The sequence below is a fragment of the Actinomycetota bacterium genome, assembly GCA_040757835.1.
Taxonomy (GTDB): Bacteria; Actinomycetota; Geothermincolia; order Geothermincolales; family RBG-13-55-18; genus SURF-21.
Genome location: JBFLWJ010000001.1, coordinates 1 through 26735, shown reverse-complemented (window position 1 = coordinate 26735; position 26735 = coordinate 1). Strand labels below are relative to the sequence as shown.

31 protein-coding genes and 1 tRNA gene are annotated in these 26735 nt (G+C 62.5%); 11 read left to right on the top strand and 21 right to left on the bottom strand.

Annotated features, from left to right (window positions below):
* On the top strand, positions 1 to 644 hold a 644-nt coding region (locus tag AB1384_00160; GenBank protein ID MEW6552683.1), incomplete at its 5' end, for an LPXTG cell wall anchor domain-containing protein.
* Between the two features lie 53 nt (positions 645 to 697).
* On the opposite strand, the gene AB1384_00155 is transcribed toward AB1384_00160, so the two are convergent.
* The 4 genes from AB1384_00155 to AB1384_00140 all read right to left on the bottom strand — a co-directional run bounded on the left by AB1384_00155 (position 698) and on the right by AB1384_00140 (position 4789).
* Complete coding sequence (locus tag AB1384_00155) at positions 698 to 1996, bottom strand: acyl-CoA dehydrogenase family protein (protein MEW6552682.1); 1299 nt, start codon at positions 1994 to 1996, stop codon at positions 698 to 700.
* 73 nt (positions 1997 to 2069) lie between these two features.
* Positions 2070 to 3365, bottom strand: a complete 1296-nt coding sequence (locus AB1384_00150; GenBank protein MEW6552681.1) for an acyl-CoA dehydrogenase family protein — start codon at positions 3363 to 3365, stop codon at positions 2070 to 2072.
* 106 nt (positions 3366 to 3471) lie between these two features.
* Positions 3472 to 3621, bottom strand: a complete 150-nt coding sequence (locus AB1384_00145) for a hypothetical protein (GenBank protein MEW6552680.1) — start codon at positions 3619 to 3621, stop codon at positions 3472 to 3474.
* A gap of 76 nt (positions 3622 to 3697) precedes the next feature.
* On the bottom strand, positions 3698 to 4789 hold the full coding sequence (locus tag AB1384_00140; protein MEW6552679.1) for a hypothetical protein: 1092 nt from the start codon (positions 4787 to 4789) through the stop codon (positions 3698 to 3700).
* 93 nt (positions 4790 to 4882) lie between these two features.
* Between AB1384_00140 and AB1384_00135 the strand changes: the two genes are divergently transcribed.
* The 4 genes from AB1384_00135 (at position 4883) to AB1384_00120 (ending at position 6460) form a co-directional block, all read left to right on the top strand.
* Entirely contained in the window at positions 4883 to 5638 is a 756-nt protein-coding gene (locus AB1384_00135; GenBank protein ID MEW6552678.1) for an MBL fold metallo-hydrolase, read from the top strand.
* 205 nt (positions 5639 to 5843) lie between these two features.
* Complete coding sequence (locus tag AB1384_00130; GenBank protein ID MEW6552677.1) at positions 5844 to 6029, top strand: hypothetical protein; 186 nt, start codon at positions 5844 to 5846, stop codon at positions 6027 to 6029.
* Between the two features lie 33 nt (positions 6030 to 6062).
* Entirely contained in the window at positions 6063 to 6233 is a 171-nt protein-coding gene (locus AB1384_00125; protein MEW6552676.1) for a hypothetical protein, read from the top strand.
* Positions 6234 to 6277: 44 nt separating this feature from the next.
* Complete coding sequence (locus AB1384_00120) at positions 6278 to 6460, top strand: hypothetical protein (protein MEW6552675.1); 183 nt, start codon at positions 6278 to 6280, stop codon at positions 6458 to 6460.
* Between the two features lie 185 nt (positions 6461 to 6645).
* On the opposite strand, the gene AB1384_00115 is transcribed toward AB1384_00120, so the two are convergent.
* Together AB1384_00115 and AB1384_00110 are read right to left on the bottom strand one after the other, a co-directional pair.
* A complete protein-coding gene (locus AB1384_00115; protein MEW6552674.1) occupies positions 6646 to 7590 on the bottom strand; it encodes a 3-hydroxyacyl-CoA dehydrogenase family protein in 945 nt (314 codons plus the stop codon).
* Positions 7591 to 7650: 60 nt separating this feature from the next.
* Positions 7651 to 7833, bottom strand: coding sequence for a hypothetical protein (locus AB1384_00110; GenBank protein MEW6552673.1), 183 nt, complete (start codon positions 7831 to 7833; stop codon positions 7651 to 7653).
* Between the two features lie 26 nt (positions 7834 to 7859).
* Between AB1384_00110 and AB1384_00105 the strand changes: the two genes are divergently transcribed.
* From AB1384_00105 to AB1384_00095, 3 genes are all read left to right on the top strand, one after another.
* Positions 7860 to 8606 carry an enoyl-CoA hydratase/isomerase family protein gene (locus AB1384_00105; protein MEW6552672.1) on the top strand — a complete coding sequence of 249 codons (747 nt, stop codon included), beginning with the start codon at positions 7860 to 7862 and terminating at the stop codon, positions 8604 to 8606.
* A gap of 254 nt (positions 8607 to 8860) precedes the next feature.
* The gene (locus AB1384_00100; GenBank protein MEW6552671.1) at positions 8861 to 10000 is read left to right on the top strand and encodes a hypothetical protein; all 1140 of its coding nucleotides are present in this window, start codon (positions 8861 to 8863) and stop codon (positions 9998 to 10000) included.
* Complete coding sequence (locus AB1384_00095) at positions 9997 to 11226, top strand: NAD(P)/FAD-dependent oxidoreductase (GenBank protein MEW6552670.1); 1230 nt, start codon at positions 9997 to 9999, stop codon at positions 11224 to 11226. The genes AB1384_00100 and AB1384_00095 overlap by 4 nt, the downstream gene beginning before the upstream one ends.
* Positions 11227 to 11346: 120 nt before the next feature.
* Here the strand turns inward: AB1384_00095 and AB1384_00090 are convergent, their stop codons facing one another.
* The 6 genes from AB1384_00090 to AB1384_00065 all read right to left on the bottom strand — a co-directional run bounded on the left by AB1384_00090 (position 11347) and on the right by AB1384_00065 (position 14547).
* Complete coding sequence (locus AB1384_00090) at positions 11347 to 11655, bottom strand: hypothetical protein (protein ID MEW6552669.1); 309 nt, start codon at positions 11653 to 11655, stop codon at positions 11347 to 11349.
* 57 nt (positions 11656 to 11712) lie between these two features.
* Positions 11713 to 11797 (bottom strand) — tRNA-Leu (locus tag AB1384_00085).
* 185 nt (positions 11798 to 11982) lie between these two features.
* Complete coding sequence (locus AB1384_00080; protein ID MEW6552668.1) at positions 11983 to 12378, bottom strand: response regulator; 396 nt, start codon at positions 12376 to 12378, stop codon at positions 11983 to 11985.
* A gap of 185 nt (positions 12379 to 12563) precedes the next feature.
* Positions 12564 to 13514: an exopolyphosphatase gene (locus AB1384_00075; protein MEW6552667.1), complete on the bottom strand. Its 951-nt coding sequence runs from the start codon at positions 13512 to 13514 to the stop codon at positions 12564 to 12566.
* A complete protein-coding gene (locus AB1384_00070; protein MEW6552666.1) occupies positions 13511 to 14062 on the bottom strand; it encodes a DUF501 domain-containing protein in 552 nt (183 codons plus the stop codon). Before AB1384_00070 ends, AB1384_00075 begins: the two co-directional genes overlap by 4 nt.
* 56 nt (positions 14063 to 14118) lie before the next feature.
* Positions 14119 to 14547, bottom strand: a complete 429-nt coding sequence (locus AB1384_00065; GenBank protein ID MEW6552665.1) for a MaoC/PaaZ C-terminal domain-containing protein — start codon at positions 14545 to 14547, stop codon at positions 14119 to 14121.
* 258 nt (positions 14548 to 14805) lie between these two features.
* Between AB1384_00065 and AB1384_00060 the strand changes: the two genes are divergently transcribed.
* On the top strand, positions 14806 to 15960 hold the full coding sequence (locus AB1384_00060; GenBank protein ID MEW6552664.1) for an acyl-CoA dehydrogenase family protein: 1155 nt from the start codon (positions 14806 to 14808) through the stop codon (positions 15958 to 15960).
* 133 nt (positions 15961 to 16093) lie between these two features.
* Here the strand turns inward: AB1384_00060 and AB1384_00055 are convergent, their stop codons facing one another.
* The 3 genes from AB1384_00055 to AB1384_00045 form a co-directional block, all read right to left on the bottom strand.
* Positions 16094 to 16525, bottom strand: coding sequence for a MaoC/PaaZ C-terminal domain-containing protein (locus AB1384_00055; GenBank protein MEW6552663.1), 432 nt, complete (start codon positions 16523 to 16525; stop codon positions 16094 to 16096).
* The gene (locus tag AB1384_00050) at positions 16525 to 16962 is read right to left on the bottom strand and encodes a MaoC family dehydratase N-terminal domain-containing protein (protein ID MEW6552662.1); all 438 of its coding nucleotides are present in this window, start codon (positions 16960 to 16962) and stop codon (positions 16525 to 16527) included. The genes AB1384_00055 and AB1384_00050 overlap by 1 nt, the downstream gene beginning before the upstream one ends.
* Positions 16963 to 17168: 206 nt before the next feature.
* Positions 17169 to 17687 (bottom strand): hypothetical protein, encoded by a 519-nt coding sequence (locus AB1384_00045; protein MEW6552661.1) that lies wholly within the window; start codon positions 17685 to 17687, stop codon positions 17169 to 17171.
* Between the two features lie 276 nt (positions 17688 to 17963).
* On the opposite strand from AB1384_00045, the gene AB1384_00040 reads away from it, so the two are divergent.
* Positions 17964 to 18506: a sigma-70 family RNA polymerase sigma factor gene (locus AB1384_00040; protein ID MEW6552660.1), complete on the top strand. Its 543-nt coding sequence runs from the start codon at positions 17964 to 17966 to the stop codon at positions 18504 to 18506.
* A complete protein-coding gene (locus AB1384_00035) occupies positions 18506 to 19519 on the top strand; it encodes a DUF5667 domain-containing protein (protein ID MEW6552659.1) in 1014 nt (337 codons plus the stop codon). The genes AB1384_00040 and AB1384_00035 overlap by 1 nt, the downstream gene beginning before the upstream one ends.
* Positions 19520 to 19526: 7 nt before the next feature.
* On the opposite strand, the gene AB1384_00030 is transcribed toward AB1384_00035, so the two are convergent.
* The 6 genes from AB1384_00030 to AB1384_00005 form a co-directional block, all read right to left on the bottom strand.
* Complete coding sequence (locus AB1384_00030) at positions 19527 to 20030, bottom strand: septum formation initiator family protein (GenBank protein ID MEW6552658.1); 504 nt, start codon at positions 20028 to 20030, stop codon at positions 19527 to 19529.
* A gap of 157 nt (positions 20031 to 20187) precedes the next feature.
* Complete coding sequence (locus AB1384_00025) at positions 20188 to 21831, bottom strand: FAD-binding oxidoreductase (GenBank protein MEW6552657.1); 1644 nt, start codon at positions 21829 to 21831, stop codon at positions 20188 to 20190.
* Positions 21832 to 21994: 163 nt separating this feature from the next.
* The gene (locus AB1384_00020; protein MEW6552656.1) at positions 21995 to 23050 is read right to left on the bottom strand and encodes an FAD-dependent oxidoreductase; all 1056 of its coding nucleotides are present in this window, start codon (positions 23048 to 23050) and stop codon (positions 21995 to 21997) included.
* A gap of 113 nt (positions 23051 to 23163) precedes the next feature.
* Positions 23164 to 23445, bottom strand: a complete 282-nt coding sequence (locus AB1384_00015) for a 4Fe-4S dicluster domain-containing protein (protein MEW6552655.1) — start codon at positions 23443 to 23445, stop codon at positions 23164 to 23166.
* A 4-nt stretch (positions 23446 to 23449) separates the two neighbouring features.
* The gene (locus AB1384_00010) at positions 23450 to 24904 is read right to left on the bottom strand and encodes an NAD(P)/FAD-dependent oxidoreductase (GenBank protein ID MEW6552654.1); all 1455 of its coding nucleotides are present in this window, start codon (positions 24902 to 24904) and stop codon (positions 23450 to 23452) included.
* A 162-nt stretch (positions 24905 to 25066) separates the two neighbouring features.
* Positions 25067 to 26735: FAD-binding oxidoreductase (locus AB1384_00005; GenBank protein ID MEW6552653.1), on the bottom strand; the 1669-nt coding region annotated here is incomplete at its 5' end.

Here is a 26735-nt window from a genome sequence, read left to right as displayed (position 1 = left end):
TCTCGGACGTCCCGCCGGGCACCTACGACATCGAGGAGGTCCTGGAGGCCGGCGTCTACACCAAGCACGTGACCGTGATCACCGGCGTGGTGGTGGTCTCGGGCGAGGAGACGATACTCGACGAGGCAGAGGGAGAGTACTTCCTCAACTACGAGCTGGGCTCGCTCTCCGGTCTCAAGTACAACGACGTGAACGCCAACGGGGTCCTCGATGAGGCCATCGACACCCCGTGGGACGGGTCGGACATCCCGATCACCGTCATGCTGTTCAAGGACGGCGTCCAGATAGACGCGGACGTCATCGATAGCGCCGACGGTACCTTCGAGTTCACCGGCCTCGAACCCGGCGTCTACGAGGTCACGGAGATCATACCCGAGGGCAAGGACATCAAGACCGCGGCTGACACCACGCTGGAAGTCACCGTCGTCTCCGGTGAGAACACGGAGATGGTGGAGTTCTTCCTGAACTACGTGGAGGCGGCAGGTCCGGTCATCATAGGACCTGAGGTGACACCCCAGGTCCAGGGTGAGCTGCCCCAGACCGGCATGGACATGCTGCCGCTAGTGCTGGCGGCCGGGCTGCTCATGCTCCTGGGGTTGATGGCCCTCATGCTCGGGTTGATCCGCTTCAGCACGAGCTCATAGGCAGAGTAAAGCAAAAAGGGCCCCCTTCTGGGGGCCCTTTCCCTTTGACGCTTCTATGCTCTCGACCTCTCCCTTATCTTCTCGTAGAGCTCGTTGCGGTGGAACTGGTCGAAGTCGTAGAAGCCGCGGACGACGTCGAAGCGGGCCAGCTGTGCGCCCCCTTCCGAAATCTGCAGGGTCTTTGAGTCTCTCCAGTACTTCTCCACGTAGTAGTCGGTCACGTACCCGTAAGAGCCCATCATCTCCATGGCGCAGTTGATGGCCTTAATGGCGGCGTCGGAACAGAATACCTTGGCGGTGCTGGCCCGGGAGAGCATGTCCGGCGATGCTCCCTCTCCGTATGTCTCGGGGCGGTCGTAGATGTAGGCGGCGTTGATATAGGCATCCCTGCCCACCTGGATGTTGATGGCGATATCCGCCAGCATGGCGGCACAGACGGTGTGCTGCCGTATGGGCTTACCTGCCGCCAATCTGTCGGTGGTGAAAGCCAGGACCTCGTCAAAGGTCCCCTGTGCCATCCCTATGGCCAGTCCGCCTGAGTACAGGCGTGAAAATGTGAGGTTGTCGCGCAGCAGTTCCGCGTCTTTTCCCGCGCCGGCAGCCCTCCACGCCTCCGGTGCGCGGACGTCCTTCATTTCGATGTCGCCCTCACGGACGCCCCTCAGGCCCGATTTGTCCCTGAACCCGGTAAAGCTCAGGCCATCCGCCGCGTCCTCGAGGTAGATCAACGCGATGCCCTCTTCCCCCTGGCTGGGATCTGTGCTTGCCACGATGCAATATACGCCGGCCAGGCCCGCGTTGGCGAGCCAGACCTTGGAGCCGTTGAGCGACCATTCCCCGCCTTTCTTTGCGGCGCTGCATCCTATCCTGGTGCCCCGCATATTCGGGTTCTCAATATCGCTTCCGCTGTCCGGTTCGCTCAACCCGAAACACCCCAGGTACACCTCATCCTCCTGCAGGAACTTGGGGGCAAAATGCTCCAGCACGTCCTTATTGCCGGCCTTTATCGCCGGCCTCATGGCCAGGATGCTGCCGGCCATGGAGCAGAACAGCGAGGCGTCCCCCCTGCCGATCTCCTCTGCCAGCATCGAAGTCGTCAAGGCCGACGTCAGTCCCATGCCGCCGAACTCCTCCGGGAGAAACCCCCCCTGCAACCCCAGGGGGAGCAGCTTGCGCTGCATCTCCTCCACCAGTTTATAGTCGGATCGCGTGTTCCCATCCAGTTCCCTGCGCACGGGCATGATCTGCTCCTCAACGAAATCACGCGTGGTGTTGAGCAGCAGCTTGTCCGTGGGGCTCAAGAGGTCCTGGACGAACCTGTTCTCTTTGCGCTCTTTAGAGACCTGTGCCATGATACTTATCCTTCCTGCCGGTCCATCCGGCGAACTGACTTTCTCCTCCCCGTACCATTCACCCACATCGCGCTCATGTTCTTCTCTCCCCCTGCATACTCTCGTAAAGGTCGTTCTCGTAGAACTGGTTGTATTCGTAGTAACCGCGGGCCACGTCCATCTTCCCGAGCTGCACTCCGCCCTCCCATAGCTGGATGATCTTGTTGTCCCGCCAGTATTTCTCGACGTTATAATCGGTGGCGTAACCGTAGGAACCCATGAGTTCCATGGCCTGGTTCGTGGCCTTCACCGCCATGTCGGCGCAGAAGACCTTGGCCACCGTCGAACGCGAGAGCATGTACTTGGAATGGCGCGGTCCGTAGATCTCCGGGTGGTCGTACATGTAAGCGGCGTTGACGTAGGAATCCCGGCCTACCTGGATGCCGATGGCGATATCGGCGAGGATATTGGCGGCTACCGTGTGCTGGCGTATGGGCTTGCCCGCCACCTTACGGTCCCGCGTGAAGGCCATCACCTCGTCGAAAGCTCCCTGTGCTATCCCCACCGACCAGGCCGCGCTGAAGAGGCGTGCGAAGATGAGGTTGTCGTGCAGGAGTATGGCGTCCTCTCCCGGGCCCGCCGCCCGGTATTCCCTGGGCACGCGCACGTTGTCGAAGTAGAAGTCGCCCTCATGGCTGCCCCGGAAACCGGCCTTGTCCTCGAAACGGCCGAAGCTGTATCCCTCGATGGGAACGGGCACGTAAATGAGGGCGATGCCATCGTCACCCAGGGAGGGATCGGTGTTGCAGACCACGCAGTATACGTCGGAGTCGCCGGAATTGGTCGGCCACACCTTTGCGCCGTTGATGACCCATTCGTCTCCGTCCAGCTCGGCGCGGGTGTGTATCCCTTTGCCTTTCATGTCCAGGTTCTCGATGTTGCAGCCGCCCGAGGGCTCGGTCATGGCGAAGCAGGCCACGTAGGGTTCATTGCCGAGAAAGCGCGGCGCGAAATCCTCCAGCAGGGTCTTGTTCCCTGAAAACACCGCCGGCCGGAAGGCCCAGGTGCCGCCCCCCAAGGGGGCTATGCATGCCGGTTCGCCCCTCCCGAACTCGTCCAGGATCACGCAATATGTCAGGGCCGAAGTGAGGTTCCAACCCCCGTATTCAGACGGCAAGAAGGCGCCCTGGAAGCCCAGGCCCACCAGTTTCCTCTCTATTTCCCTCATCAGTTCCCAGTCGCCGCGCGTGCTGGCTTCCATCTCCTTGCGGATGGGTATGATCTCCCGCTCGATGAAGTCCTTGATCAACCCGACGAGAAACCTGTCTCCCGGGCTCACCAGCTCGTGCATGAACCGGTTGTCCCTGATCTCGATGGAGACCTCTTCCATGCTCCCTACCCCCTTCTCTCTATGCCATCAAGCCGGATCCAACAGATTCTCCCTGAAATGATTGCAGGTTAAAGCCGGTGGAACTTCATGCGACGACGCTGGAGCGCTACTCCCCCTCGCCGGGCCGGCCGCGTTCCCGCCGGTAAGGTACCCCCTTTCCTCTCCTGCCTTGCTTTACCTTGGTGGGAGGCGGCATCGCCTTGCGTACCCGCTTGAAGGCAGCAAGCCAGGAGTCCCCTTTCTTGCCCTCGCCCATCAACACCTCCAGCCGTCCCGTCCATCCATATAAGAGCTGAAAAAACGGCCTCCCTACGATCCCTGCCCGGAACCGTTTACCCCTGATCGCCCTCGGGGGTGAGAATGTACAGTACGGAAGATGGCCCGGTCTCGGACCAGTCGACCCTTGCCCTCTTCCCCTCTATCGCCTCGTAGAACGCCGCCAGCCTGCCGGCCATGAAATGCTCGCTGTAGGTGTTGTCCACCCATACCCTGAGGGCTCCGCCCGAGGTATGCTCTACATCCGTCGCCAGACCGAGTCCGTACAGGGGGAGCAGGGAGAGCATCTCCTGCAGCAGGTCGCCACGCGTCTCCTCCGATGGCTCGGTCAGTCCCAGGTCCTCCAGCATCTTCAGGGTATAATCCCGCTCCGAGTCGACGATGATAGGGATGACCTCATCGCCCAGTTCGCGTATGAGTTCGCGGGCTACCATGGACAGGGTAAGCCCCTCCCAGTCCAGCATGCGTATTCCCCGGCGCCTGTCGATGATCAAGCCCTCGTCTTCGCGCCATTCCATATGCCTTATGTCCAGGGGTATGCCGCAACGCGGGCAGCGGTGATGGCGGTAGTCCCCGTCCTTCACCGGAGCGAACTCGACTTCCAGGCGCGATGACAGCTCTGGTTTCGACTCCGTGACCTCCACCCGCAGCAGGTATTCCCCGTCCTCTTTCTTCCAGAAAGGGCGCAATGGTTTGCCCTCCAGGGCTTCGAATGCGCCGACCACCACCGCGGCCATGAGGTCGAGGTCCCAGGGGTTGCGCATGCGCGCGATCCCGTATTTTCCGCCGTGATACTCCACCGTGCGCGAACTGGCCGTCCCCGTCATCCACGCCATGTTGTTGAAGAAGCGCACCGCGCCATGCTTGAAGGGTGGTATACGCAGGGTCATCCGTATTGCCTGCGACTGCAGCAAAGCCGCGATAACGATGCGCACCGAGTTGCGTTCCGCCTCAAAGAAGATGCGGTTAACGGGGAACCCCAACCCCTGCGAGATACGGTTTCTCAACTCGGGGAGCATATCCGCCTCGAAGAAGACCTGCCGTATGCGCGCGTCCCCCCTGCTGACGATGGTGCCGTTGGGCATCCAGCGGTTCATGCGGGTGACGATCTTGGGAACGCCGCAGACTTTGCAGCGGCTGTATCGCATGCCTATCCCCCTGCATCGAAGCAAGCTAAGCTATACTTATTCTATCCCAGATGTTCATCATGCCTCAACCAGGCAAAGACGGGGGTGAAAGGAATGGGCCTCAAGGTCACGGTCCTCGGCAGCTCCGGCGGTTACGCCGGTCCCGGAAAGGCATGCAGTGGCTACCTGCTCGAGGGTGGCAAGGGAAGCCTCGTGCTGGACCTTGGGGCCGGAGCCCTCTCGAACCTCCTGAAATACGTGCCCGCGGACGAGGTCGGCGGTCTGGCTCTCACACATATGCATTACGACCACTACGTGGACATATATGGGCTGTGCACCGCCAGGAGGTTCTGGGAGTACGACCTGCCGCCCCTGCCCCTGCTCGCCCCATCGAATGCTCCCGAGGTGATAAAGGGCCCCCTGCAGGAGGGCAGCCGGGACGAGTTTATGCGCTGCCTCGACGTGCGCGAGGCTTACCCGGGGGCGGTGTACACCATGGCCGGCTGCGAGATCACCGCTCTCCCCGCCGAGCACATGGCAGCCGGTTCCTTCATATACAGGCTTACGTGCGAAGGGCAGAGCATCTGCTACACGGGTGATACTGACTTCTGCGAAGCCCTCCTGGAACAAGCCCGCGGCGTCGACCTCCTCATCTGCGAGGCCACCTTCACCAGCCAGGTCCCCGAGAAGATGCACGGACATCTCTACGCCGCGGAGGCGGGCCGGGCTGCATCCGAGGCAGGCGCGGTCATGCTCCTGCTCACCCACATCTGGCCCACCCTCAGTGCGGAACGGGCGCTCGAGGACGCCCGTGCCGTGTTCGACGGGCGTTGTGGGGTTGCGGTGGAGGGCAGCGCCATCGAGCTTTGACGGCACCGTAATGGCCCATCCCGGCGGCGGCCGTGCTTGTCGCGTACGGCTGGCGTATCGTTTATCCAGGCCTCTAAACCCGGCTTGCCACGTAGAAATCGCCGGTTTTTTCTATGATCCCGCATCTTTATCGGTTTTTATTCTTTTTTCAGCGGGGGTTAATTGCACCCCCATAAGCTGGGGGATGAGAAGGGAGGTGTAAGCGATGCTGATCCTGTGGAGTATTTTGAGCCTCTACCTCATCGTTTTCTTCTCCATCATGGCACTCGTCGGTGCGGGATACCTGATAGGCCTGGTGGCGCAGCGCGCACACCCGGAGGTTCATGTCAAGGAACTCGCGGCCGGGGGTGTGCGGCGCATCTATGGAGAGGACGCGCTGAAAGCGGCTTGAGGGATTGGACCGGGATAAAAGGAGGTTTGGAAGATGATCATCGGGGATTTTACAGGGCTTCTCTACACGGTTATCGCGATCCTGGCGGTATTGCTCGCCTGCTGTGGCGGTGCCCTGCTCTTCTCGGCAAAGGCTTCGCACCCGAAGCCGGCGGCGAAGAGCGCGCATCCCAAGACATCGACCGGCGTTCCCCAGCCAGTCTGAGCTGAGGACCCAGACTGTCCAGTACGGTTAAGGTGGTGTGAACGATGGTCCTGATCGGCGATTACTCCTGGGTCCTCTACGTCGCCTTCGTCGCCGTGGCGGCATTTCTCGCGCTCTATGGTATAACCCTGCTGGCGATGAGCAGGGCCTCGCATTTCAGGCGGGAACATGGAGGTGTACGGCCCGCGACCGGACGAGGGCTGGATGCCGCCTCCATGACTGGATGAAAGCGGTCAGAGCAAATTGACACGCCCCTGACGCTCCTGCTTTACTGGCCAAGGATCCGATCCGCGCAGGGGATGGCGGAAGGGGGTGCGCCCTTTATGGCAAGTCCTCCGCCGCAGGTCGTGGGCAAAAGTCGCCTTGCTGGCCATCTTGCTTGCGCAAGAAACCGTGCTTTCACCCCTTCTCCTTAGACGGGGTCGAACGCGTTCATTTCGCGCAGGCGCTCCAGCATCTTCAGGTACAGCCGGTCCCTCTTCTCCACGATCTCCAGCTCGCTGCGCCCACCGTAGTCGTAGAAACCCCTGGAGGTCTTCGCCCCCAGGTATCCCTTTTCCACCTTCTCCTCGATGATGGCATTGCCCATCCCGTAGCTCCTGGCGATATCGAGCACAAGGTCCAGCCCGGTGAAGTCCATGGTCTGCACCACTCCGACTATGGGGAGGCGTATGCCCAGGCTGTACTTTACCGCTTTGTCGATATCCTCAGGTGTAGCCGTCCCGCTGTTCAGCAGGTCCGAGACGGCCAGGGCGATCATGTTCTGTATCTTGTTTACGATGAACGCGCGGGTGAAGGCCTGCAGCCTGACCGGGACCTTGCCCAATCTCTCCATGAGAGACATGGTGAAGTCCACCGTCTCGGGGACGGTGGCGGGCCCCGGCACCACCTCTACCAGCGGGATGACATGGGGCGGAGCGAACCAGTGGGCTATCACCAGGCGCTCCGGGTTCGCGACCTCGGCGAACTCGAAGATGTCCAACCCAGAGGTGTTGCTGGCGATAACCACGTCTGCGTGACAAGCCCCTCCCAGCTGCGCGAAGACCTCCTTCTTGATCTCCGGCACCTCGGGGACGGCCTCCAGCACGAAATCCGCGTCGGCAGCGGAGTCCGCGAGGTCGGTGGAGGGGTGGACGCGGCCGATAATGCCCTCGACGTCTTCCCTCTTCGCCAGGCCGCTATCGGCCAGCACCGCGAGGTTCGCAGCTATCTTTTCAGTGGCTTTTCCCAGCGTTTCCTCGCTTACGTCCACCAGCGAGGTCTCGATGCCCGCCTGGGCGAAGACCTGCGCGATGGAATGGCCCATGATGCCCGCGCCTATCACCGCGGCCCTTCTTACGTCATCAGCTCTCATCATCTACCACTCCTTTATCCATCTTTCCACTGGGACTCCCGCAATGGTATCGGTTCAGCGCGGTCACTCGCTTTCTCTCCTCTTCTCGAGCCACGCGATGAATACCTTGTTCTCCTCCTCCACCTCCAGCCTCGCCCTCTCGCGTATCTCGTCATCGGCAAGGGCTGCCATATCGGGTTGATCGCTCCTGTCCCTGATGGCCCAGTAGGGCAGGGGCTCCAGGGGCGGACAACCCGAAACGAACACGCATTCCCCGCCCGCCTTCCCTGAGCATGAAGCTGTCAGACGAGCTCTTCGACGCCATCAGGCGGGTGCCCGATTCCACTGACCTCAAGTTCCTGGTCATCAGCGGTGCAGGCGACAACTTCTGCGCGGGAGACGACATCACCGAGATGCACCTGTGGGGTGATGCCAACGGCGTCATGCGGCGCGTGCGCCATTACCAGAACATGGCCAACCACCTGGAGGAACTGGACAAGATCACCATCTCCGCCGTGGACGGTTACGCCGTGGGCGGCGGCCTGGAGATCACTATGGCCTGCGATTTCGTCATCGCCACGGAACGGGCGAAATGGGGCATGCCCGAGGTGGACGTGGGCATCACCCCCGGCTGGGGAGGCACCGCCCGCATGGCCCGACTCATCGGGCGCCGCCGTACCAAGGAGATAAACATGCTCGGAGCCCTGCACGCCTCCAGCCGGGCGGTGGAATACGGCCTCTGGAACAGGGTTGTCCCCGACGAGATGCTGGACGCGGAGGTGGACAGGTTGCTCGAGGTCCTGCGCTCCAAGAACCAGCAGGGCCTGCGGCAGTTCAAATACATGATCAACCGCGGCGTGGAATGCGACCTCTATACCGCCCAGGGTTTCGAGGCCTTCGGGGGGGTCCTCACGGCCGCGCTAAGCGGCGCCTGGCAGATATCAGATGCCGATCAGGGCGCCGGCATCATCGGGTTCGACAGTAAGGGCGACCTCTGGAAGCAGCGCCGTTCCCTTGCCCGCGACTTCTGGACCGATTAGCGCTCAGCAGGTTATCGAGCGGTAGCGATAGCGCGGGGTTGCCGGCTGCCGTAATAAGGGCTCAGTATCAATATTATGACGATTTGTGACGATGATAAGAATTGGAAACAAGGGCGAAAGCCGCTAAAGAAGATCAAACAAGGGCACGGGACGCGAAGGAGATAGCGGTGTTTGCCAATAATGAATTCGAACGCTTCCTTTCCGCCAGGCCGAAAGAGAAGATCCGTACCAGTCCTCGCTGCAGGGATTGTGGCTTGCCCAGGATCCTTCCCCTCTTCTTCCGTTGGAGGGATGAGGGGGTGATAACCCTGCGCTGGTTTGCCACCGAGTTCCGTTTCGTCTTCCTCTACCAGGAACTCCTTGACCTCATCCTCTCCTTCCTGGAGGATACCTTCGGCCAGGAAGATGTGGACAAGCTCACCCGCGAGGCCGAAAAGGGTTCGGCCAGCGAATACGTGGACATGATCGTGCTGGGGGACAAGTGGTGGCTGAAGCCGGTGTCCCTGCTGCTGCGCCATACGAAGGCCATCAATATACTCCTTGAGCTCAGCTCCTCGCTCTTCGGTTACGGTGCCATACAGGTGATTGAGCACGGCGTACCCTACGCCGTCGCCTATATCCGCAACCCCTACCGCCTTTCCATGTTCAAGGCCGATGGGGAGGGCGTCTACGAGGTGACCAAGGAGAGGCGGATGGAGTTCCAGGTCGTGGAGCTGTCCGCGGCCGAAAACATCTACTATTTCGTGGGAAAAACGCCTGACAAGGGCCGCATCCCCAACCTGTTCCACATATACCGCATCCAGCCCGCGCCCATTCAGGGTGTCACCACCCCCCTCGACATGCCGCGCTGCCCCAGGTGTGGGCTGCCCAGGCCTTTGAGCAACTACGTATGGGATGAACGGATGGGGGTCATCCTGAACAAGCTCTCCGGGAGGAGGATGATCCTCTGGCCGGATTACGCCCTGCAGGAACTGCTCAAGACCTTCGAACAGGCCTTGGGCGACAAGGCCAGGCAGATCATCTTCGACATAACCAAGCAGTTCTGGACGGACCTAATCCTGTCCAAGGGGATCGGGTTCGCCCAGGAGGAACAACTCGCGTTCCTGGAGGCGTCCCCCCAGAGGCGCTACGAGATCATACTCAACCAGATCGCCTACCAGGGATTGGGAAGGGCGAGCAAGGTGGAGATCGAGGAGTCGCCCTACCGGGTGAGGATCGAGCTCATCAACCCCACCACGCCTACGATCATCTCCGGCATCCTGGCGGGAATATTCGAGGCCCTGGAGGAGAAGGAAGTGGAGGTGGAGATGGAGGAGCGGGAGACCAGCGTCACCTATTCCCTTATGGAGATGAAGGGGATCGACTACCCGTTGAGGATGAAAGACGTGTCATGAAAGATAGGTATAAGATAGCCATCGTAGGCGGCGGCCCGGCTGGAAGTTTGACCGCCATTTCCCTTTGTAAGGCCCGGCCCGAGCTCGCCGGGGACATCCTCCTGCTTGAGGCCAGGGACATGCCGCGCGAGAAGGTGTGCGGGGGCGGGGTCGCGGGCAGGGTAGTCGACCGGCTCGATTCCCTCGGCATATCCCTGAAAAAGATACCGGCCGTCAGGATAACGGGGATGCGCATCATGTACTGCGAGAGGGAGGCGAGCTCCGTCCTGTACGGAAACGGTTCCTGCGTCGTCCGCCGCAGCGCTTTGGATTCCCTTCTGCTCGAGACAGCGAAGGAATGCGGCGTTGAGGTCAGGACCGGGGCTCCCGCCAGGGGAGCGTATCGGGAGCGTGACGGAATAGTGCTCTTGGGAGGCGACGGCAGCCGGTACCGTTCCCGCGTATTGGTCGGCGCCGACGGTGTGAACGGCAAGTCCAGGACCTGGTTCGGCTTGCCTGCTCGCCACGAGAGGACGCTGCTCCTGCAGACCGACTTCCGCAGGATCGAGAGCGACCACTTCCTCGACTCATCCCTGATCATGGACTACACCGCCGTGATGTACGGCATCCCGGGTTACGTCTGGGTTTTCCCCTCCGTGGACGAAGAGGGGGCCCCCGTGTTCAACGCCGGGATCACCGGGCTCCCTTACCGGAACGGCGTTACCGCCACCCTTAAAAGCGTTTTCGAGGAGATCATACGGAACCACCCTCACGTGCACGGGCTCGCGCCTGGTGCTTTCAAGTACAGATCCTATCCGGAAAGGGTCTTCTCCCCCTTGCAGGTGAACGCTAGGGACGGGGTGATCTTCGTGGGAGAACAGCTCGGGGTGGACCCCATGACCGGAGAGGGACTGGGAGTCTGCGCCGATTCCTCGGCATGCGCGGCCGATGAGATCATCCATGCCATGGATACGGGCGACTACTCCTGCGGTGGCTATAGCTCACGGCTGTTGCGCTCCGGGTTCTTTCCCCTCTATGCAGCGGGGAGGGTGTTCACGGAGTTCCTCAGCGAGCGGCGTTTTCCTATGCTGTTGAAGCTGATCGCGAACAACAACGGCGACAGCCGGGAATTCATCCTCGACCATTACTGCAGGATCTTCGCCGGGGTCGCCGAGCCTCGCAGCCTCTACTCGCTCCAGCTCCTGAAGGAGTTCTATAACGGCGTCCGGCAAGCGATCTCCGGGTAGGAACTACATGAACCGCTCCCTATCAGGGTCCCCCCGGTCATCTCCCGGATGCTCACCAGGCGGATTGACATTCATTACGCGGCGCCTGACACATGAAGGCTCACCCGCATCCGGGAGGCTCTAGCGATAGTAGGTGCTGGCCGCAAGGACTCCCGCGAGCACGAAGTCATCATCGGGGTCCCTGTAGACCTTCTCTTCCAACCTGCCGGCTTCGACAAGCTCCAGGTTATCAGTCAGAAACTCAGATATTTCCGTTATCCTGGAGACTGACGGGTGGAGTTTGGATGAGAGTACGCCCTTTAACACGTCCGTTATGAACGGAGAGGTACAGACCTGGCAGGACGATAGACAATGCCAGAACACCTCGCTGGATGTGCCGTGGGCGATGAACACGGAAACGAGGACGTTGGCATCGAAGAAGACCCTCAAGATATTTCTTCGAACACTTCCTCGTCGGTAAAATGCCCCTGGCCTCGGCCTCAAGGGTGGTGCCCGGGGCGGGAGTCGAACCCGCACGGGTTTCCCCGAGGGATTTTAAGTCCCTTGTGTCTACCGGTTCCACCACCCGGGCACGTTTATGGATACCTGTGCATGAGGCCTCCGTGCGGAGGCAAATCCCATGCTAGCATCGCCCCCGTGCAGCGTCAAACCGCACGCTGCACCGAAAACGGGGTACGCTATACTGGATCTTTGCGCCACACCAGGGCATCATTGGTCAACTGGCGGAAGAGCTCTACGGCATTTGCGGGTCTTCACTCAGCCCGTGCAGTGGCTGGCATCCCTGGTGGGGCACAAGGCGCGAATGGCCTTTAAGAGCTCCGCGGGCTGAAATGGCTTGGTGAAGTACCTTTCCGCGCCCAGTCTCCTGGCCATCTCTTTATCGCCATGGCGGCCGCTCGCCGTGAGGATGATCACCGGGATATTACTCGTCTCTTCGTCGGACTTGAGCATACTCAGGACCTCTAGTCCGTCAACTTCCGGCATCCTGATGTCCAGGATGATGAGGTCGGGCTTGCTCCTAGAGACGACGTTACCGGACCCCTCGTGTCCCTCCATGCCCACGATGTCGAAGCCCTCATCCGCCAGGATGATCTGGAGCAGACGGTGAACGGCCGGTTCATCGTCGATGACCAGGATCTTCTTCCTCGACATGACCCATCCCCCTGCCCTGAACTAGTAGGCGGCTTATTGCGGCAAAATAATAGAGGCGCTTTCACGCCCCGGGGATATTCTACTATTTCCGCCGCGACGGCGCTACCATTTCTTATCACTTCCCTGCCCTACGGCTCCAACAGACTACGGTAAAATACCTTCCATTGCCTCCATCATCCCTTAGCTCAGGCAGCCCTCGCGACGGTTATGGCCAGTCCGTCCAGGATATCCTTCTCGCTCACCAGCAGGCGCGCGATGCCCAGCTCACGCATGAGGACCGTGAGTACGGCGGTGCCGCCGAGTATGATGTCCGCCCGTCCGGGCTCCAGGCGCATGAACTCTTTCCTCTCGGCCAGGGAAAGGCCGCCTAGCTTTTCATACAATCCCTCCACCTCCTCGCGGCTCAGCCAGGAATGGTGGATGGCATCCCCTTTGTATTCCTCAAGTCCCTGGTTGATACCCGAGAGCGTGGTCACCGTGCCCGCGAGCCCAACCACCAGGTGCGGGGAAAGGCCCGCTATGCGAGTTACGAGTGGTGATATCACCTCGTGCAGGTAGTCCTCCATCTCCCGCACTTCGCGGGCATGGGGTGGATCGCCGCCCAGGAACCTCTCGCTCATGCGCACACAGCCTACGTCCAGGCTCATCTCCTCCAGGATACCGCCGCCGCGGCCCACGATCATCTCGGTCGAGCCGCCCCCGATGTCCACCACCAGGATGGCCTCGTCCCGGGGCTGCAGGTCTCCCAGGTCGTAGGTGCAACCGAGAAACGAGAGCTGCGCCTCCTCGCGCCCCGTGAGCACGCGTGGCTGCTTTCCCATGATCTCCTTTACAACCCCCATGAAATCCCCCGTATTGGCGGCATCCCTGGCAGCGCTGGTGGCCGCTACCTCCCAGGCCTGCACCCCCTCCCGGCACATGAGATCGCGGTAATCCGCAAGCACCGCCGCCGTACGCTGCATGGCCTCCGCATCTAGAAATCCCGTACGGTCCACTCCCTGGCCGAGGCGGGTGATGGTCATGAGACGGTGCAGGGTGCGCATTTCCGGCGCGGCCGTATCCCGGCCGGCCTCGGCTATGAGCAGACGCACCGAATTGGTGCCGATGTCCACACCTGCGGCGCGTACCGTCCTCATCGCCTCGCGTCCTCCCGCAGAAAAGGCCCGCAGTCCCCGTCACACTCGCGCTCCTGCGATCCGCTCAACGCTTCCGAAACGGCAGCACCTGCCGGATTCACCCCTCCCGCCAGGTGGTGGGCCAGGTGGGCATGGAGGCACTTCAGTCCACCCGCCACCGTTCCGCCTACCCCCTCGTGTCCCGCGAAATACTCCCGGGTCTCCTCGGCCGCCCGCATCTCCTCCGCCCATTTCTCCCTGGCCGCGATGTATTCCGCTTCCGCCCGCCGCAGTCCCTCGGCGAAAGACGGTTCCTCCTCCAGCCTGCACCGCAGCAGGCCACGGAAGCCCGCGTTCTCCAGGCCGGATACCCTGCGCCGAAGCAGGGGACACGAAAGCCAGTAGAGGGTGGGAAAAGGGGTGCCGTCGGGGAGCAGCGGGGGGGTTGCGATGACCTCGACCACCCCGTACGGGCAGCGGGCGGCCACCCTGGCATCACCGCGCACGGCGCGTCCAAGCTGCTTCTCCGCTATTTCCATGTCCCCGGCTCGCAATGGCTCGCTATCCATAGCCGCCTCGGTGCCATACATCCATCTTCGGGAATCCGTTCCGGCTGCGGCGCGCATCAACCCTTCTTCGCCATGAATATCTTGAAAGAGGCAACCGCCTTCTCGCCGCCCCGATGATCGACTATTTTCTGCTGGAAGGTCACCACGCCGCCCAGTTCGCCTTTCTCCTTTGTCTCCGTTACCTCCGCCTCCACGTGGATGGTATCGCCGATCATGGTGGGTCCCACGAAACGCACGCGGTCCATGCCGTAGAAGGCGACGATAGCGTAATCGGTCAGGGGCATGAGGCCGGACGCGGCGGAGAGCACCAGCATGCCATGGGCTATCCTCTGCCCGAAGGGACTCTTGGCGGCATACTCCTTGTCCACGTGCAGGGGGTACCAGTCCCCGCTGAAAGCGGCGAAGTTCACGATGTCCGCCTCGGTGATAGTCCGGCCGCGGCTAACGTAAACGTCTCCCACCTGGAAATCCTCGAAATACTTCATCTGGAACCCCTTTCACTCTCTCTCCATCCGAGATTTCCGACCTTCACCAGCATAATTATATATGGTCGATCGCCCCTTGGACGAACATCGCTCCGTATGCCCGTGCCAGCGCAGACGGATACCGTTTCGGCGGCCCGCACAAGCGGTCCCGGTTCGGGGAGGCCGGAGCTTGAATTTCGCGCTGGTTGAGGTTATCTTATTAGTGAACCCAGACTGTTAAGTGCAGGTTAATAATCTGTCTGGCGAAAGGAGCAGGGAATGGGAACGAGTCCTTATTTCACAGCGGAACACGACATGCTCAGACAGAGCATCCGGGAGTTCGTCGAAAAGGAGCTGGCCCCCCACGCCGAGGAGTGGGAAGAGGAGCAGATGTTCCCCAATTGGGTCTTCAAGCGCATGGGTGAGCTGGGTTTCCTCGGGCTGCGCTACCCAGAGGAGTACGGCGGCGGCGGCGGGGACTACTTTACCGAGATCGTGCTCATGGAGGAGATAACCCGTTGCGGTTCAGGCAGCCTGGGCATGGCCATAGGCGTACAGGTGGGCATGGCCACGCCTCCCATCCTCAAGTTCGGCACCGAGGAACAGAAGCAGAAGTATCTGGCACCGGCCATCGCCGGCGACAAGATCGCCTGCCTGGGCATCACCGAGCCCGGCGCCGGCTCCGACGTGGCCGGCCTCACCACCTATGCCGAGAAGGTCAACGGCGGCTGGAAGGTCAACGGCAACAAGATATTCATCACCAACGGCTACCGCGCCGACTTCATGACCCTGGTGGCGCGTACCGAGAAGCGCAAGGGTTACAAGGGCATGAGCCTCTTCCTGGTGGACACCGACACCCCCGGCTTCGTAGTCAACCGCAAGCTGGACAAGGTGGGGTGTCGCGCCTCGGACACGGCGGAGATATTCTTCGAGGACATGTTTATACCCGATGGATCCATGCTGGGCGAGGAGGGAAAAGGTTTCTACCATATCATGTGGGAGCTGCAGGGTGAGCGCCTCATCGCGGCCGCCCTGGCCGTCGCCGGCTCCAAGCTGGTCCTGGAAGGGGTCATCCAGTACACCAAGGAGCGGGAGCAGTTCGGCAAGCCCATATGCAAGAACCAGGCCATCGCCCACCGCATCGCCGATTTGGCGACGAAGCTCGAGGCCTGCGAGGCGTTTCTCTATTCTTGCGCCTACAAGGTCAACCAGGGTGAATTCCCCGCCGGCGAGATCTCCATGGTCAAGCTGATCAGCAGCCAGACGGCCTGCGAGGTGGCCGACGAGGCCATGCAGTTCATGGGGGGCTACGGCTACATGATGGAATACCCGGTGCAGAGGTCCTGGAGGGACTCGCGCCTGGGCCGCATCGGCGGCGGCACCGACGAGATCATGCGGGAGATCATCGCCACCACCTTGGGACTGTACGCATAGGAAGACTTCAGGCCCCGGACCTTGCCCTCGAGAGCACCTCTGAGTGGAGGGTCCACCCGGGGTTCAGCAGTGAGGGTATGGTTGAGGGGGCGCGCCGGGCGCGCCCCCTACACGTACGATCCAACGGCTGATGCTATGGGATATAGACCGTGGCCTCCCCTCCTTTTAGCACCTCGCTGCCGTCGTCCTTCTCGGCCCACACGTCCAGGACCACCAGGTTGCCGTCTAGCTTCTCCCGTACCTTCCCCTTGAAGATAACCGTCTGCTCCGGTATGACCATGCCCCGGAACTGGCAGGACAGCTTCTTCAGGTAGCCGGGGTCTCCGATCCAGTCCACCACCGTCTTCCCCAGCAGGGCCATGTTGAAGAGGCCGTGGGCGATGACGTCGGGGAGCATGGCCACATCCTTGGCGAAGTAGGGATTGGTATGGATGGGGTTGAAGTCGCCGCTGGCGCCCGCGTAGATGATGGCGTCCATGCGATCGAACTTGTGGGTGAAGGTGGGTATCTCCTGCCCCACCTGGATATCTTCATACTTCAGGCTGCAAAGTTCCACCATGACCATCAACCCCCCCTGATGATGAAGGTGGCTTTTGCGCGGCACACCAGCTCGTCGTCCTGGTTTCTGGTCTCGCCCTCGTAGACCACGAAGTCCAGGTTGCCTTTCTCGTAGATGTCCGCGATCTTGCCCGTCTCCACCAGCCTGTCATTGGGCTTGACCACGCTGAGCCACTCGAACTCCTGGGCGCCGTGCACCAGCATAGCCAGGTTGAGCTGCACCTCCTGGTCCAGTAGGACCATTCCGGCGCCGCGCAGGCCGTAGACGGCCGCGAAGTTCGGCATGCCGATGATGTCCCCGTACTTGGTGGTCACCGCGAACCCCTCGTCGTGGTAGATGGGGCGCCCGTCCTTGGCGGCCGCGGCGTATTCCTTCATCTTCTCGCGGCCGATCTCGTACTTGATGGGCCCATAGGCCTTTCCGATCCACTTGTGGTCGACCATAGCCTCACTCCTTTCCTCGCTCTCCCCCTCCCTGCGCAAAGCAAGAAGATTCTATCACCGCGGCCTGCACCGGACAACAGCGAAGGGGGCCCCGCAAGGGGCCCCCTTTCGGCTTGAAATCCATTATCCTGGCGTCTGCAATATCTTGTATCCCAGGGGGTCTATCCCCCACCCGGAAGGCGGGTCTCCCTCCCTCAGTATCGCGCTCAGTTCCCGCCGCGGCTCTGGTTCTGGCTCTGGGTGCAGTCCCCGTCGCACGTACCGTCCTGCAGCCTGTCCTGGTCGCGGTCGCAATCGCCGGCGCATTCTCCGCCCTGCGTCTCACCTCCGGCCCGCAAGCCCGCAGCGGCGCTCTCCTCCGCGGTCTCGTCGCTCCAGCCCTTGCGCTCCTGGCTCTGGCTCTGCGTGCCTTCGCCGTCACAGGTGCCGTCGCACTCGCCATCACAGTCGCGCTCGCGCAGCTGCAGCTTCTCCTGGTCGCAGTCTCCGTTGCATTCACCGCTCTCCGCGCCCACGCAGTTCTCCGCGCGGATGCAGCTCTCCTCTCCCTCGTTTCCGCACTCATAGGAGAGGCCGTCTCCGGCCACGCGGCCATCGCCGTAACGCGCCTCGCCGTCCGCGCATCCCGCGCCGTCCGAACCCCCGGCCGCGATGGCTATGCCGGCCGACACCAGGAGCACCAGGGCCACGACGCTCACCGCTACGATCGTTCCCTTGTTCTTCAAATCCAGTTCACCTCCTTCGCTACCATGGCTTTTACTCATAAATACGCTCCCCGCCGTAGAAATGTACGCCACGATATCGTCCCCCCATGATGGGCAACATCATGGACAAGGGTCCGTTGTGGCATCCTTATATCAGGTCGGAGCGGGCACGCCGCGTTCATGGCATTCGCGAAATCCTGCATGGTTCATGGGAACGGACATCGAATATGTTGGTAGCGGACCCGTTCAAACGGGAAACTCTATACGTATTAACAGATGAAGGGAAAGGCGGTTCGATTGGCGCCCCTGGAGGAACTGGCAGAGCGCAGCGCCGAGGGTGACGAGAGCGCCTTCGCGGAGATATACGGGAAGCTGCTGGACCCCGTCTTCAGGTATCTGTACTGGAACCTGGGCTCCCGGGAGGACGCCGAGGACCTATCCGAGGAGGTGTTCCTCCGGTGCCTGGTCAACATCGGCGCATACGACCCGGGGCGCGGACCCTTCAAGGCCTGGGCCTTCCGCATCGCCCACAACCTGCTGGTGGACCACCAGAGGCGGCGGGGCAGAAGGGTGGAAGAGGAACTCGGGGAGGACCTGAGGGACGATACGGTCTCCGCCCCGGAGGGCCTGGAGGAAGAGGAGAGGGCGCGGGCCCTCAGGGAGGTTCTCGAAGAGCTGCCCGCTAGCCAGAGACAGGTGGTCGTGATGAAATATTTCGCGGAGATGAGCAACGCGGAGGTGGCAAAGGCCATGGGCCGCAGCGAGGGGGCGGTTAACGCCCTCCAGCACCGTGCCCTGCGCCACCTGGGTAGGTCGCTCGAGCAGAGGGGATGGCGGTGATGGCGGGAAAGACGGGACGAGTAGAGCTGGAAGCTTTCGCAGCCGCCTTTATGGCCGGGACCGCCTCTCCGGACGCCCCCGACCGCCTGCGCGAGTACGGGCTGCAGCGCGTGCTGGCCCGGGCCAGTGCGGCGGAGGCGCACAAAGCGCCCTCCTCAGCGCGGCGCGCTTATCGCAGTCCGGCCATGCTGCGCCATGCGCTCATCGCGGCCATGGCCGTTCTCCTGGTGATGGTCTTGTCCACGTCCGGGGTCTACGCCTTCTCACTGGACGCCCAGCCGGGCTCCACCCTCTACGGCGCCAAGATATTCTTCGAGAGGGCGCGCGTCACGCTCAACACGTCCAGCGCCGGGGATATCCGCCTGGAGATGGGGTTCTCCGAGCGCCGCATACGGGAACTGCAGGAGATGGCCGCTTCCGGCGACCACGGGGGAGCCGAGCGCTGGCTGCGGGAATATGGCCGCAATATCGAGGGAGCCGGCGTCCTCTTCGAGGGGATGACCGACCAGGAGGTGGAACAGCTCGCCGCCGAGTTCCAGGCGGTGCTGGACCGGCAGGCTCAAATCATACAGGGCATGCGCCAGGGACTGCAGCCGGGTCTCTCCGGACCTGTTGACAGCGCTTACCGCATGTGCGACCAGGAGAGGGCGCGCATGCGCCGGCGCTGCGGCCAGCAAGAAACCGGGGAGCCGGAACAAGCCCCCGGTGGTCAGGGCCAGCAGGGGCAAGGGGGTCATGGCGAGGGGGGCTGCCCGGGCACGGGAGACACCTCCACCCCGGGAGAGACGTCCTCGTCCACCGAGATCACCCCCCTTGAATATGGCGAGGGATCCGTGGAGGCCGGTCCATCAAACGACACCACGGGTGAAACTCACGGAGGTCCCACGGACGAGAGCACGGGCCCTTCCACGGATGCCCCACAGTCCCAAGGCCCTTCCGGGGACGCGGGCGGACAGGCTGCACGGGGAGAGGGTTCTCAAGGTGATGGGGCGCACACGGGGTGTATGCCCTGAGGTTCCGCTAGGGGTCCGGGGTTTCGGCCGTCTCGATGGGAGCGCTCTCCTCTTCCTGATAATCGAGGACGATGATGGGTATCTCGCCCGGCTTGACGTAGCCCATCTTGCGCGCCTCCCATTCCACGAACTTCTCGGTCATGTCCCAGGCCTTGCGCTCCTCCAGGACCGCGGTGCGTGACTGCTCCTCGGAGAGCTGCGTCTCAACCCGCGCCAGGTTCTTGCGGCTCTCGATGAGCCGCGTGACCGGCCCGAGCAGGACGTAGGCGATGAGCCCCAGGGCCAGCAGGACCAGCATGGCCAAGACTATCCTGCGCCTTCTCTTGACCTTCGCCGGCAGTTCGCAGCGCCGTCTCGGTTCCTCCACCTCCCGCGGGCCGGTATGCGTGGCTCCATCTTCGCGTCCCCCCTGGATGACGCGCAGCCTACCGGGTTCCGCCGCTTCGTGGCGCGTTGAGGGGCGGGAAGGACGTCCGATGCTGCGCCTCGCGGGCTGTCTCCCCCTGCTCATTATTACACTCTTTTCCCTTTTGCCCACAATTATGTTATTCTACACCAATAATATAATGATTCCACATTAATTTACAAGTGTTGGGGTCGTATCTTCACACTTCAGAAAAACGATTGTCTGTCGGAAAACAGGAGAATGAAGATACGACCCCGTATGTTTACTGCGGGGGGCCGGACTCCGTCCACTTGAGCCGCTCCTGCAGCTCGTCGAACTCCTGCTTCTTCTCCGCCTTGATGCGGTCGTAGGCGAAATCCGCCTCCGCGGTATAGAAACCGGTATCGGCGGTCTCCTTCGGGTCGAAGGCGGCGGAGACCTTCCTCTGCCACACGTTGTAGTTTCCAGCCAGCGGGCTCAGGGCCTTGCGTACGGGAGCGATAAAAGCCGAGAGGGGGGTCATGCACAGTTTGATGGCATTGAGGGTGGAGGAGAACTCTATGGGGTTCAGGGCGTCCAGGGCGTCCTTGTTGTCCACCGAATAGGCGTAGAGGACCTCGCAATGGGCCCAGGTGTTGTTCTCGTAGGGGACGAAGTAGGGGTTGTTGCCGCCGTCCTCCATGATGGCTTCCCTCTCCATGAACTCCTGCTTGGCCTCGGCGATGGCGTCCACCCATTTCATCTGGGTGTCCAGGGCTTCGTTGCCGTCCAGGCAGGTCCCGAAGATGCCGCCGGGCCGGAAAGCCAGGGGGATGATGCTCACCCTGAGGAAGTTCAGGGGCATGAAGGCGGCCATGGGGCCCATCTTGTTCACGTCGAGGAGAACCGCTCTTTCCTCCAGTACTATCCGCCTGAGCACGGCCTCCTGGAAAGCGATCTCCCCCTCGCTGTCTCCCGCCAGCACGAAGGTGAGGGGATAGGCCAGCGTCTCCGAGAGTATGGACCTGAGGGCGGTGGTGTTGAGGATGCTCATGCCCGAATGCGGCATCATAAGGGCGGTATAGGCCACCGGCGCTATCCTTACCGACGCGTACCCGATCTCCGCCTCGCCGATCTTGTACATGGCGTCCGCGAACTCCTTCGCGCCGGGGAAGAAGATCATGTAGAAACGTATGTTATCGGGCATCTTTACCTCGGAATCGAGTACGATGCCCCTGGCCTCCGGCTGAGCGGGTCCCGGCCAGTTATAGAGCTTCAACGCGCACTTGGTGAAGACCCCCATGCCTGAGAGTGCTCCCAGCGCCCCCCGCATGATGCCGCGCAGGGATGGCCCGGGGCCGTCACCGTTGAACCAACCGAGGTCGGACCCGGGGGTGCCGATCCGGAGCACCTCGCCGTCCGGGAGCACCCACTCCACCCCCACCACGTTGCGGGCGCTGTAGGCCATGTAGATGCAGTCGTGCCCTACCCCGCTCATGGAGGTAGCGCTGGCCAGGGGGGAGCACGAAGGCCCCGCCCCGATGATGTGGGTGTTCAGCCCCAGCTTCATGGTCTCGGCCTGGAGCTGGGCGCCGCTGACGTAGGGCTCGACCACCGCGATCATGTTGCGCTCGTCTATATCCAGGATGCGGTCCATGCGGCGCATGTCGAGCTGCACCACGTTCCCGGTGGTGGGGCCGGATGCCGCGCCCCAGCCGGTCGAAAGCGCCTTGAACTTGAGGCCGTGGCGGTTGCAGATGCGCACGACTTCCTGCACCTCTTCCGTGCTGCCCGGCAGTACCGCCGCCACCGGCGGGGTTATCCACAGCGCGGGGTCGTCGTTGAGAAAGGGTTGCCAGGTGTAGCCCTCGAGCACCGCGGGCTCCCGTGATGCGTTCTCCGGTCCCACCGCCTGCTCCAGCTCCGCATATGCCTCGTCCGAGATCATGCAGCCACCTCCATGTCCTGGTGAGAGGCGGTGCTACCCTCCCTACACCGCACTGACAGACCGTCATCTTCCCTAGACGAATCATACGGTAAAGCTCGCTTTAAATAAAGCGGGGTGCCTTCTCGGCAAGAGCCGGAAAACAAGCCGGCATGGGGACCTCGCGCTACACCCGACGCAGCCCCGGTATCTGGTAGGACATGAGCTTGTTGTACAGGTCTGGCCTCGACCTCGAGATCCCGAAGAACGCGCGCAGCAGGCGGCGGCGCAGGCCCGTTGGCGTATGCTCCATCATGCGCCCCATCAGCCAGGCGGCGCGGTAGGAGGAGAGCAGGTCCCGGAACATCTCGAAAGCCTTCGCCCTGTCGTCGACGGCCATGGCTGCGATCCTGCCGGAGAGCAGGGAGGCGTGTACCCCGAAGAGGAAGATGGGGTCGTTCATGGAAGCCAGGGTGCCGGCGACGATCTTGTCCGCAACGAACATCCGGGGGTTGTCCAGCCGTTTGACCGCCACCGTCCCCTGCATTGGCACCCAGTCATCAAAACGTATGCCCTCAAGCTCGTAGAGCTGTGTGGCCCACACGTCGACGAGGTCCCTCGGGACCGGCCGGCCGCGGTCGAAGAAGAGGGCGTAGGCGATGCCGTTGGCGCTTGCCAGGTAACAGTAATCGCGCGTCAGGTCGTTGAAGAAGGCCGCCGCCTTGGGTTCGCCTTCATACCTCACTCGCGACGTGTAACCGTAGACGTTCTGGTAGGGGATGTTCAGGGCCAGGAACGGCTCGGCGTGCAGGCCGGTGGCGATGATGCTGCCTGGGGGAAGCTCGGCGAGGTCGGCCTGTGACCGCAACTGCCAGCCGAACTCGAACTCCACCCCCGCATCCCGTGCCCGTTCGTAGAGGTAGTTCTCGATGGAAGTGGAACGCGTTCCCCTCTCCACCGCGTGCAGGGACATGAGCGTCCCGTCCATGTCGATCCGCTCCCCAAAACAATAGAAGCGCAGGGCCCGTGTCGGCGTCACCTGGGGAGGCTCCAGTTTCACCCCGATGAACTCTCCCAACCGCTCCGCATGCATGGGGGTTGAGTCCACGGAGGGATGGTTCGTGGCCTCGCCTCCGACCCTGCCATATTTCTCGAGCACCCGTACCTGGTGGCCGGCGCGAGCGCAGTTGATGGCCGCCACCAGTCCGGCCAGGCCCGCTCCCACTACGGCTATTTCCGCCACGAGCACCTCCCTCCTTCCCACCGCACCTCAGGGATCACCGATATGCGCCAGCTACAACAGGAAAAACAACCGCCTCGCTCCCGCATACCCCTTCATCTCTCTGGATCGAAACATCAGCCGTACTTGATGGTGATCCCGGTGCCCCCGGCCGGGTACGAGAAGTCTATGGCCTCCCGCCCGCATATTTCCCAGCATCCTGCGCACTCCATGCACTTCTCGCCGTAGCGCGGCGCGAGCTTCGCCCTGCCGTCCTTCACCGACCACAGGCCGGCAGCGCACACCAGAGCGCACATGCCGCAACCGTCGCACTTCTCCTCGTCATAAGCGATGAAATCCCCGGTGTCTCCCTCCTTGTGGAAGACGAGCTTCTTCACGTCGATCTTGAACTCGGACATGTCCTCACCTCCACCTGGGGTTGTCGAGAGCGGCTGCGACGCGGCGGTTGAGCCGGGTGAGCAGCTTCAGATATCTCTCGTCCGACAGCGACTTGAGCAGCGGCACCCTGGGTTTCGCCTGCAGGAGCATGCGCCTGACCACCTGGGGGGATACCGCGCTGCCCAGGGGCTTGAGGTACTGTCTCCCGAAATCGGCGAACTCCGGCGCCAGGTCCATGATGTGCTCCAGGTGCTGGTTGAGGCAGCCCACGTGGTCGTCGCTCCAGTCGAAGAGCACCGCGAAGGGGTGGAGTTCGCTGAACTCCAGCAGGAACTGGATGAGCCTTTTCATGAGCTCGGGGTCGAAGATGGAGTGGTCCCACACGTCCACGAACTCGGGCCCGAACCTGTGCTCGTCTCCCAGCCTTGAGGCCTTCCAGCGGCGCTCGTACTCCGCCAGCGCCCTCTCCGAGACATCGCCCCTGGAAATGGCCCAGGCGGCGGTCTCCGCGGCGATGCGGCCGGACATGCAGGCGTGCCAGATGCCCTCCGCGTCCAGGGGGCAGGGGAACCCGGCGGCGTCCCCCACCAGCATCACCCCGCCCGCGTAGGTCTTGGGCGGCTTCTTGAGCCAGGGCAGCATGTGGGACTGGAACTCGCGTGGTTCGGCTTCCACCAGCCAGCAGAACTCCCGGAAGGCCGGGATCTCCATGACCCGGTTGAGCATGTCCCGCGGGTTTGTGTCCCAGTCCGGCCGCAGCCACTGGCCGGCGCCGAGGTGGAAGCTCTCGCTGAAGTTGACCTGGTAAGCGCCGTTGAAGGGGCCGAACCAGCACCATTCCGCGTTGCCAACGGCGGCGTCCAGCTTCTTCTTGTCGCAGGCGAAGTCCACCTGGGGCACCAGGGTGCATCCCCCGCCCCAGCGGTTGCGCAAGCCCGATTTGCGGGCCACGGTGGACATGGCGCCGTCGGCGGCGATGACCACCTCCGCCCTCAGTTCCTCACCCCGCTCCGTCCTGACCCCCGTGACCAGGCTCCCGTCCATGAGCACGTCGGTGACCAGCGTGGATGTCCGCAACTCGGCTCCGGCCTTCACCGCCAGGTCTGCTATGAGCGGGTCCAGGTCGCGCCGGTAGATCGAGGTCCCCGCCATCCCCTTGTCCAGCGAACCCGAATGCCTGCTGCCGTCCCGGTCGGAGCCGGTGGTCCCCTGGACAAGCCGCAGCCGGTTCTCCTCGTCCACAACCTTGATAACGATCATGTCGATCCTGCGGTAGGAAGGGAGGCTGGGAAGCATCTCCATGATCTCCGGGAAATCCCTCCACCACCGGGTACCCAGGCCCGCCCCCGAGGAGTTCTTCTCCCCGGGGAAGTCACCCCTCTCGAAGAAGACCGTCCTCAACCCCTTCTCGGCCGCGGTCTTGGCGGCGTAAGCCCCTCCGGGCCCTCCGCCGACCACCACGACGTCGCACTTCTCCATCCCCGTCACCCCCTCTATCCGGTTTCCTTTCCAGGCTTCGTGGGCGCAAATGCCGCCGGTGATGTGGGCCCTTATCGCGTTTCGGCGGCGGAGTGCGATGGCTCCCGGCAGGAACGGCCCCGCACACCGTACCCCGCTCGGGCTCGCTCCGCTCAATTCACGCTAGGGATTGCTGTACTTGCCTATCAACGACTTCAACCGTTCGGCCTTGGACGGCTCTATGCGCGACATGTCGAACTCGCCCTCGCCGCAGTAGAGGGTATGGTCGGCGGCCCGGCCAGGGTCCAAACTCTCCGAGAGCTGCTTCTGCAGTCCGTTGAAACCACCGGCCAGGGGCCCGATGATGGCGCGCACCCTGGGGTCGGACGAGAACATGGGCTCCATGCACTGCTCCAGCGCCTGGATGGTGAAGTCCATGAAGATGGGCTCCAGGGTGGCCCGGTGCTCTTCTTTGCGCGGGTCGAACTGGTAGACCACCTCGCAGTGGGCCCACATGTTGTCCTCGTAGGGCACGTAGTACGGGTTGTCGGCGAGGTCGTCGATGATCCCCTGCCTGCCTATCCACTCCCGCTTGATGTCCATGCATCCTTCCCGCCAGTTCTCCTGGGTGTCCATGGTGTCGTTGCGGCAGAGGGCGGTGTTGAACGAGCCGCCGATGCGGAAGACCAGGGCCGGCAAGGTAGCGCGCACGAAGCCCATGAGGGCCATGGTCACGAAGGGCTTGATCACGCCCATGTCCAGGGCCAGTCCGCTATGTTCCGCTACGATGGCCTTGAGGGCGGCGCTCTGGAAAGCGATCTCCCCCTCCGAATCGCCCGCGAGGACGAAGAGCATCACGTACTCCAGGGTCTTTCCCAGCACCTTCTGCAGGGAGGGGGCTCTGGTCAGCTTAAGGAAGAGGTGGGGCGCCATGACGTCGAGGTAGGCGGCGGTGGCCGTGCGCATGGCGTTATAGCCTATCTCCGACTCACCTATCCTGAGCATGGCGTCCAGGAAACGCGCGCGGTCCGGGAAGGCGCACATGAAGAAGCCCATGTTCTCCGGTATCTCCGACTTCGCGTCCAGGAGCATGCCCTCCGTCTTCACCACGCCCGGGCCCGACCAGCGGTAGAGCTTCAGGGTGCACGCGGTGAAGATCCCTATGCCGCCCAGGGCGCCGGCGGAGCCGCGCATGATGCCGCGCAGCGAGGGGCCGGGGCCGTCGCCGCAGAACCACTCGGAGACGGAGCCCGGCGCGCCCACCCTGAGCACCTCGCCGTCGGGGAGGACCCATTCCGCGCCCATGACGTTGCGGGGGCTGTAACTCATGTATACGCTGTCGTGTCCAACGCCCCACCCCGAGGTTGCGCTGGCCAGGGGGGAGCAGTTGGGGCCGGAGCCGTGGATATGCAGGTTAAGGCCGAGTTTCATGGCCTCGGCCTGGACCTGGGCCGCTATGGCATAGGGCTCAACCACCGCGTACATGTTCTTCTCGTCGATCTCCAGGATGCGGTTCATCCTGCGCAGGTCCACCTGGACCACGTTGTCGAAAGTCGGTCCGCACCATACCCCCCAGCCGGTGGAGAAGGCCTTGAACTTGAGGCCGTGGCGGTTGCAGGCGCGCACCACCTCCTGCACCTCCTCGGTGGAGGCGGGCAGGACCACGGCCACGGGGCGCTTGACCCAGCGTTCCACCGGGTGGTCGTTGTTAGTGGGCTGCCAGGCGTAGCCGTCGAGGACGCCGGGCTCGCGGGAGGCGTACTCGGCCCCCACCGCGGCCTCGAGGTCCGCGTAGGCCTCGCCTGAGATGGTCTCGAAGGTCCTGGTCTCGGTGCCGGTGGTCATCTCGCAC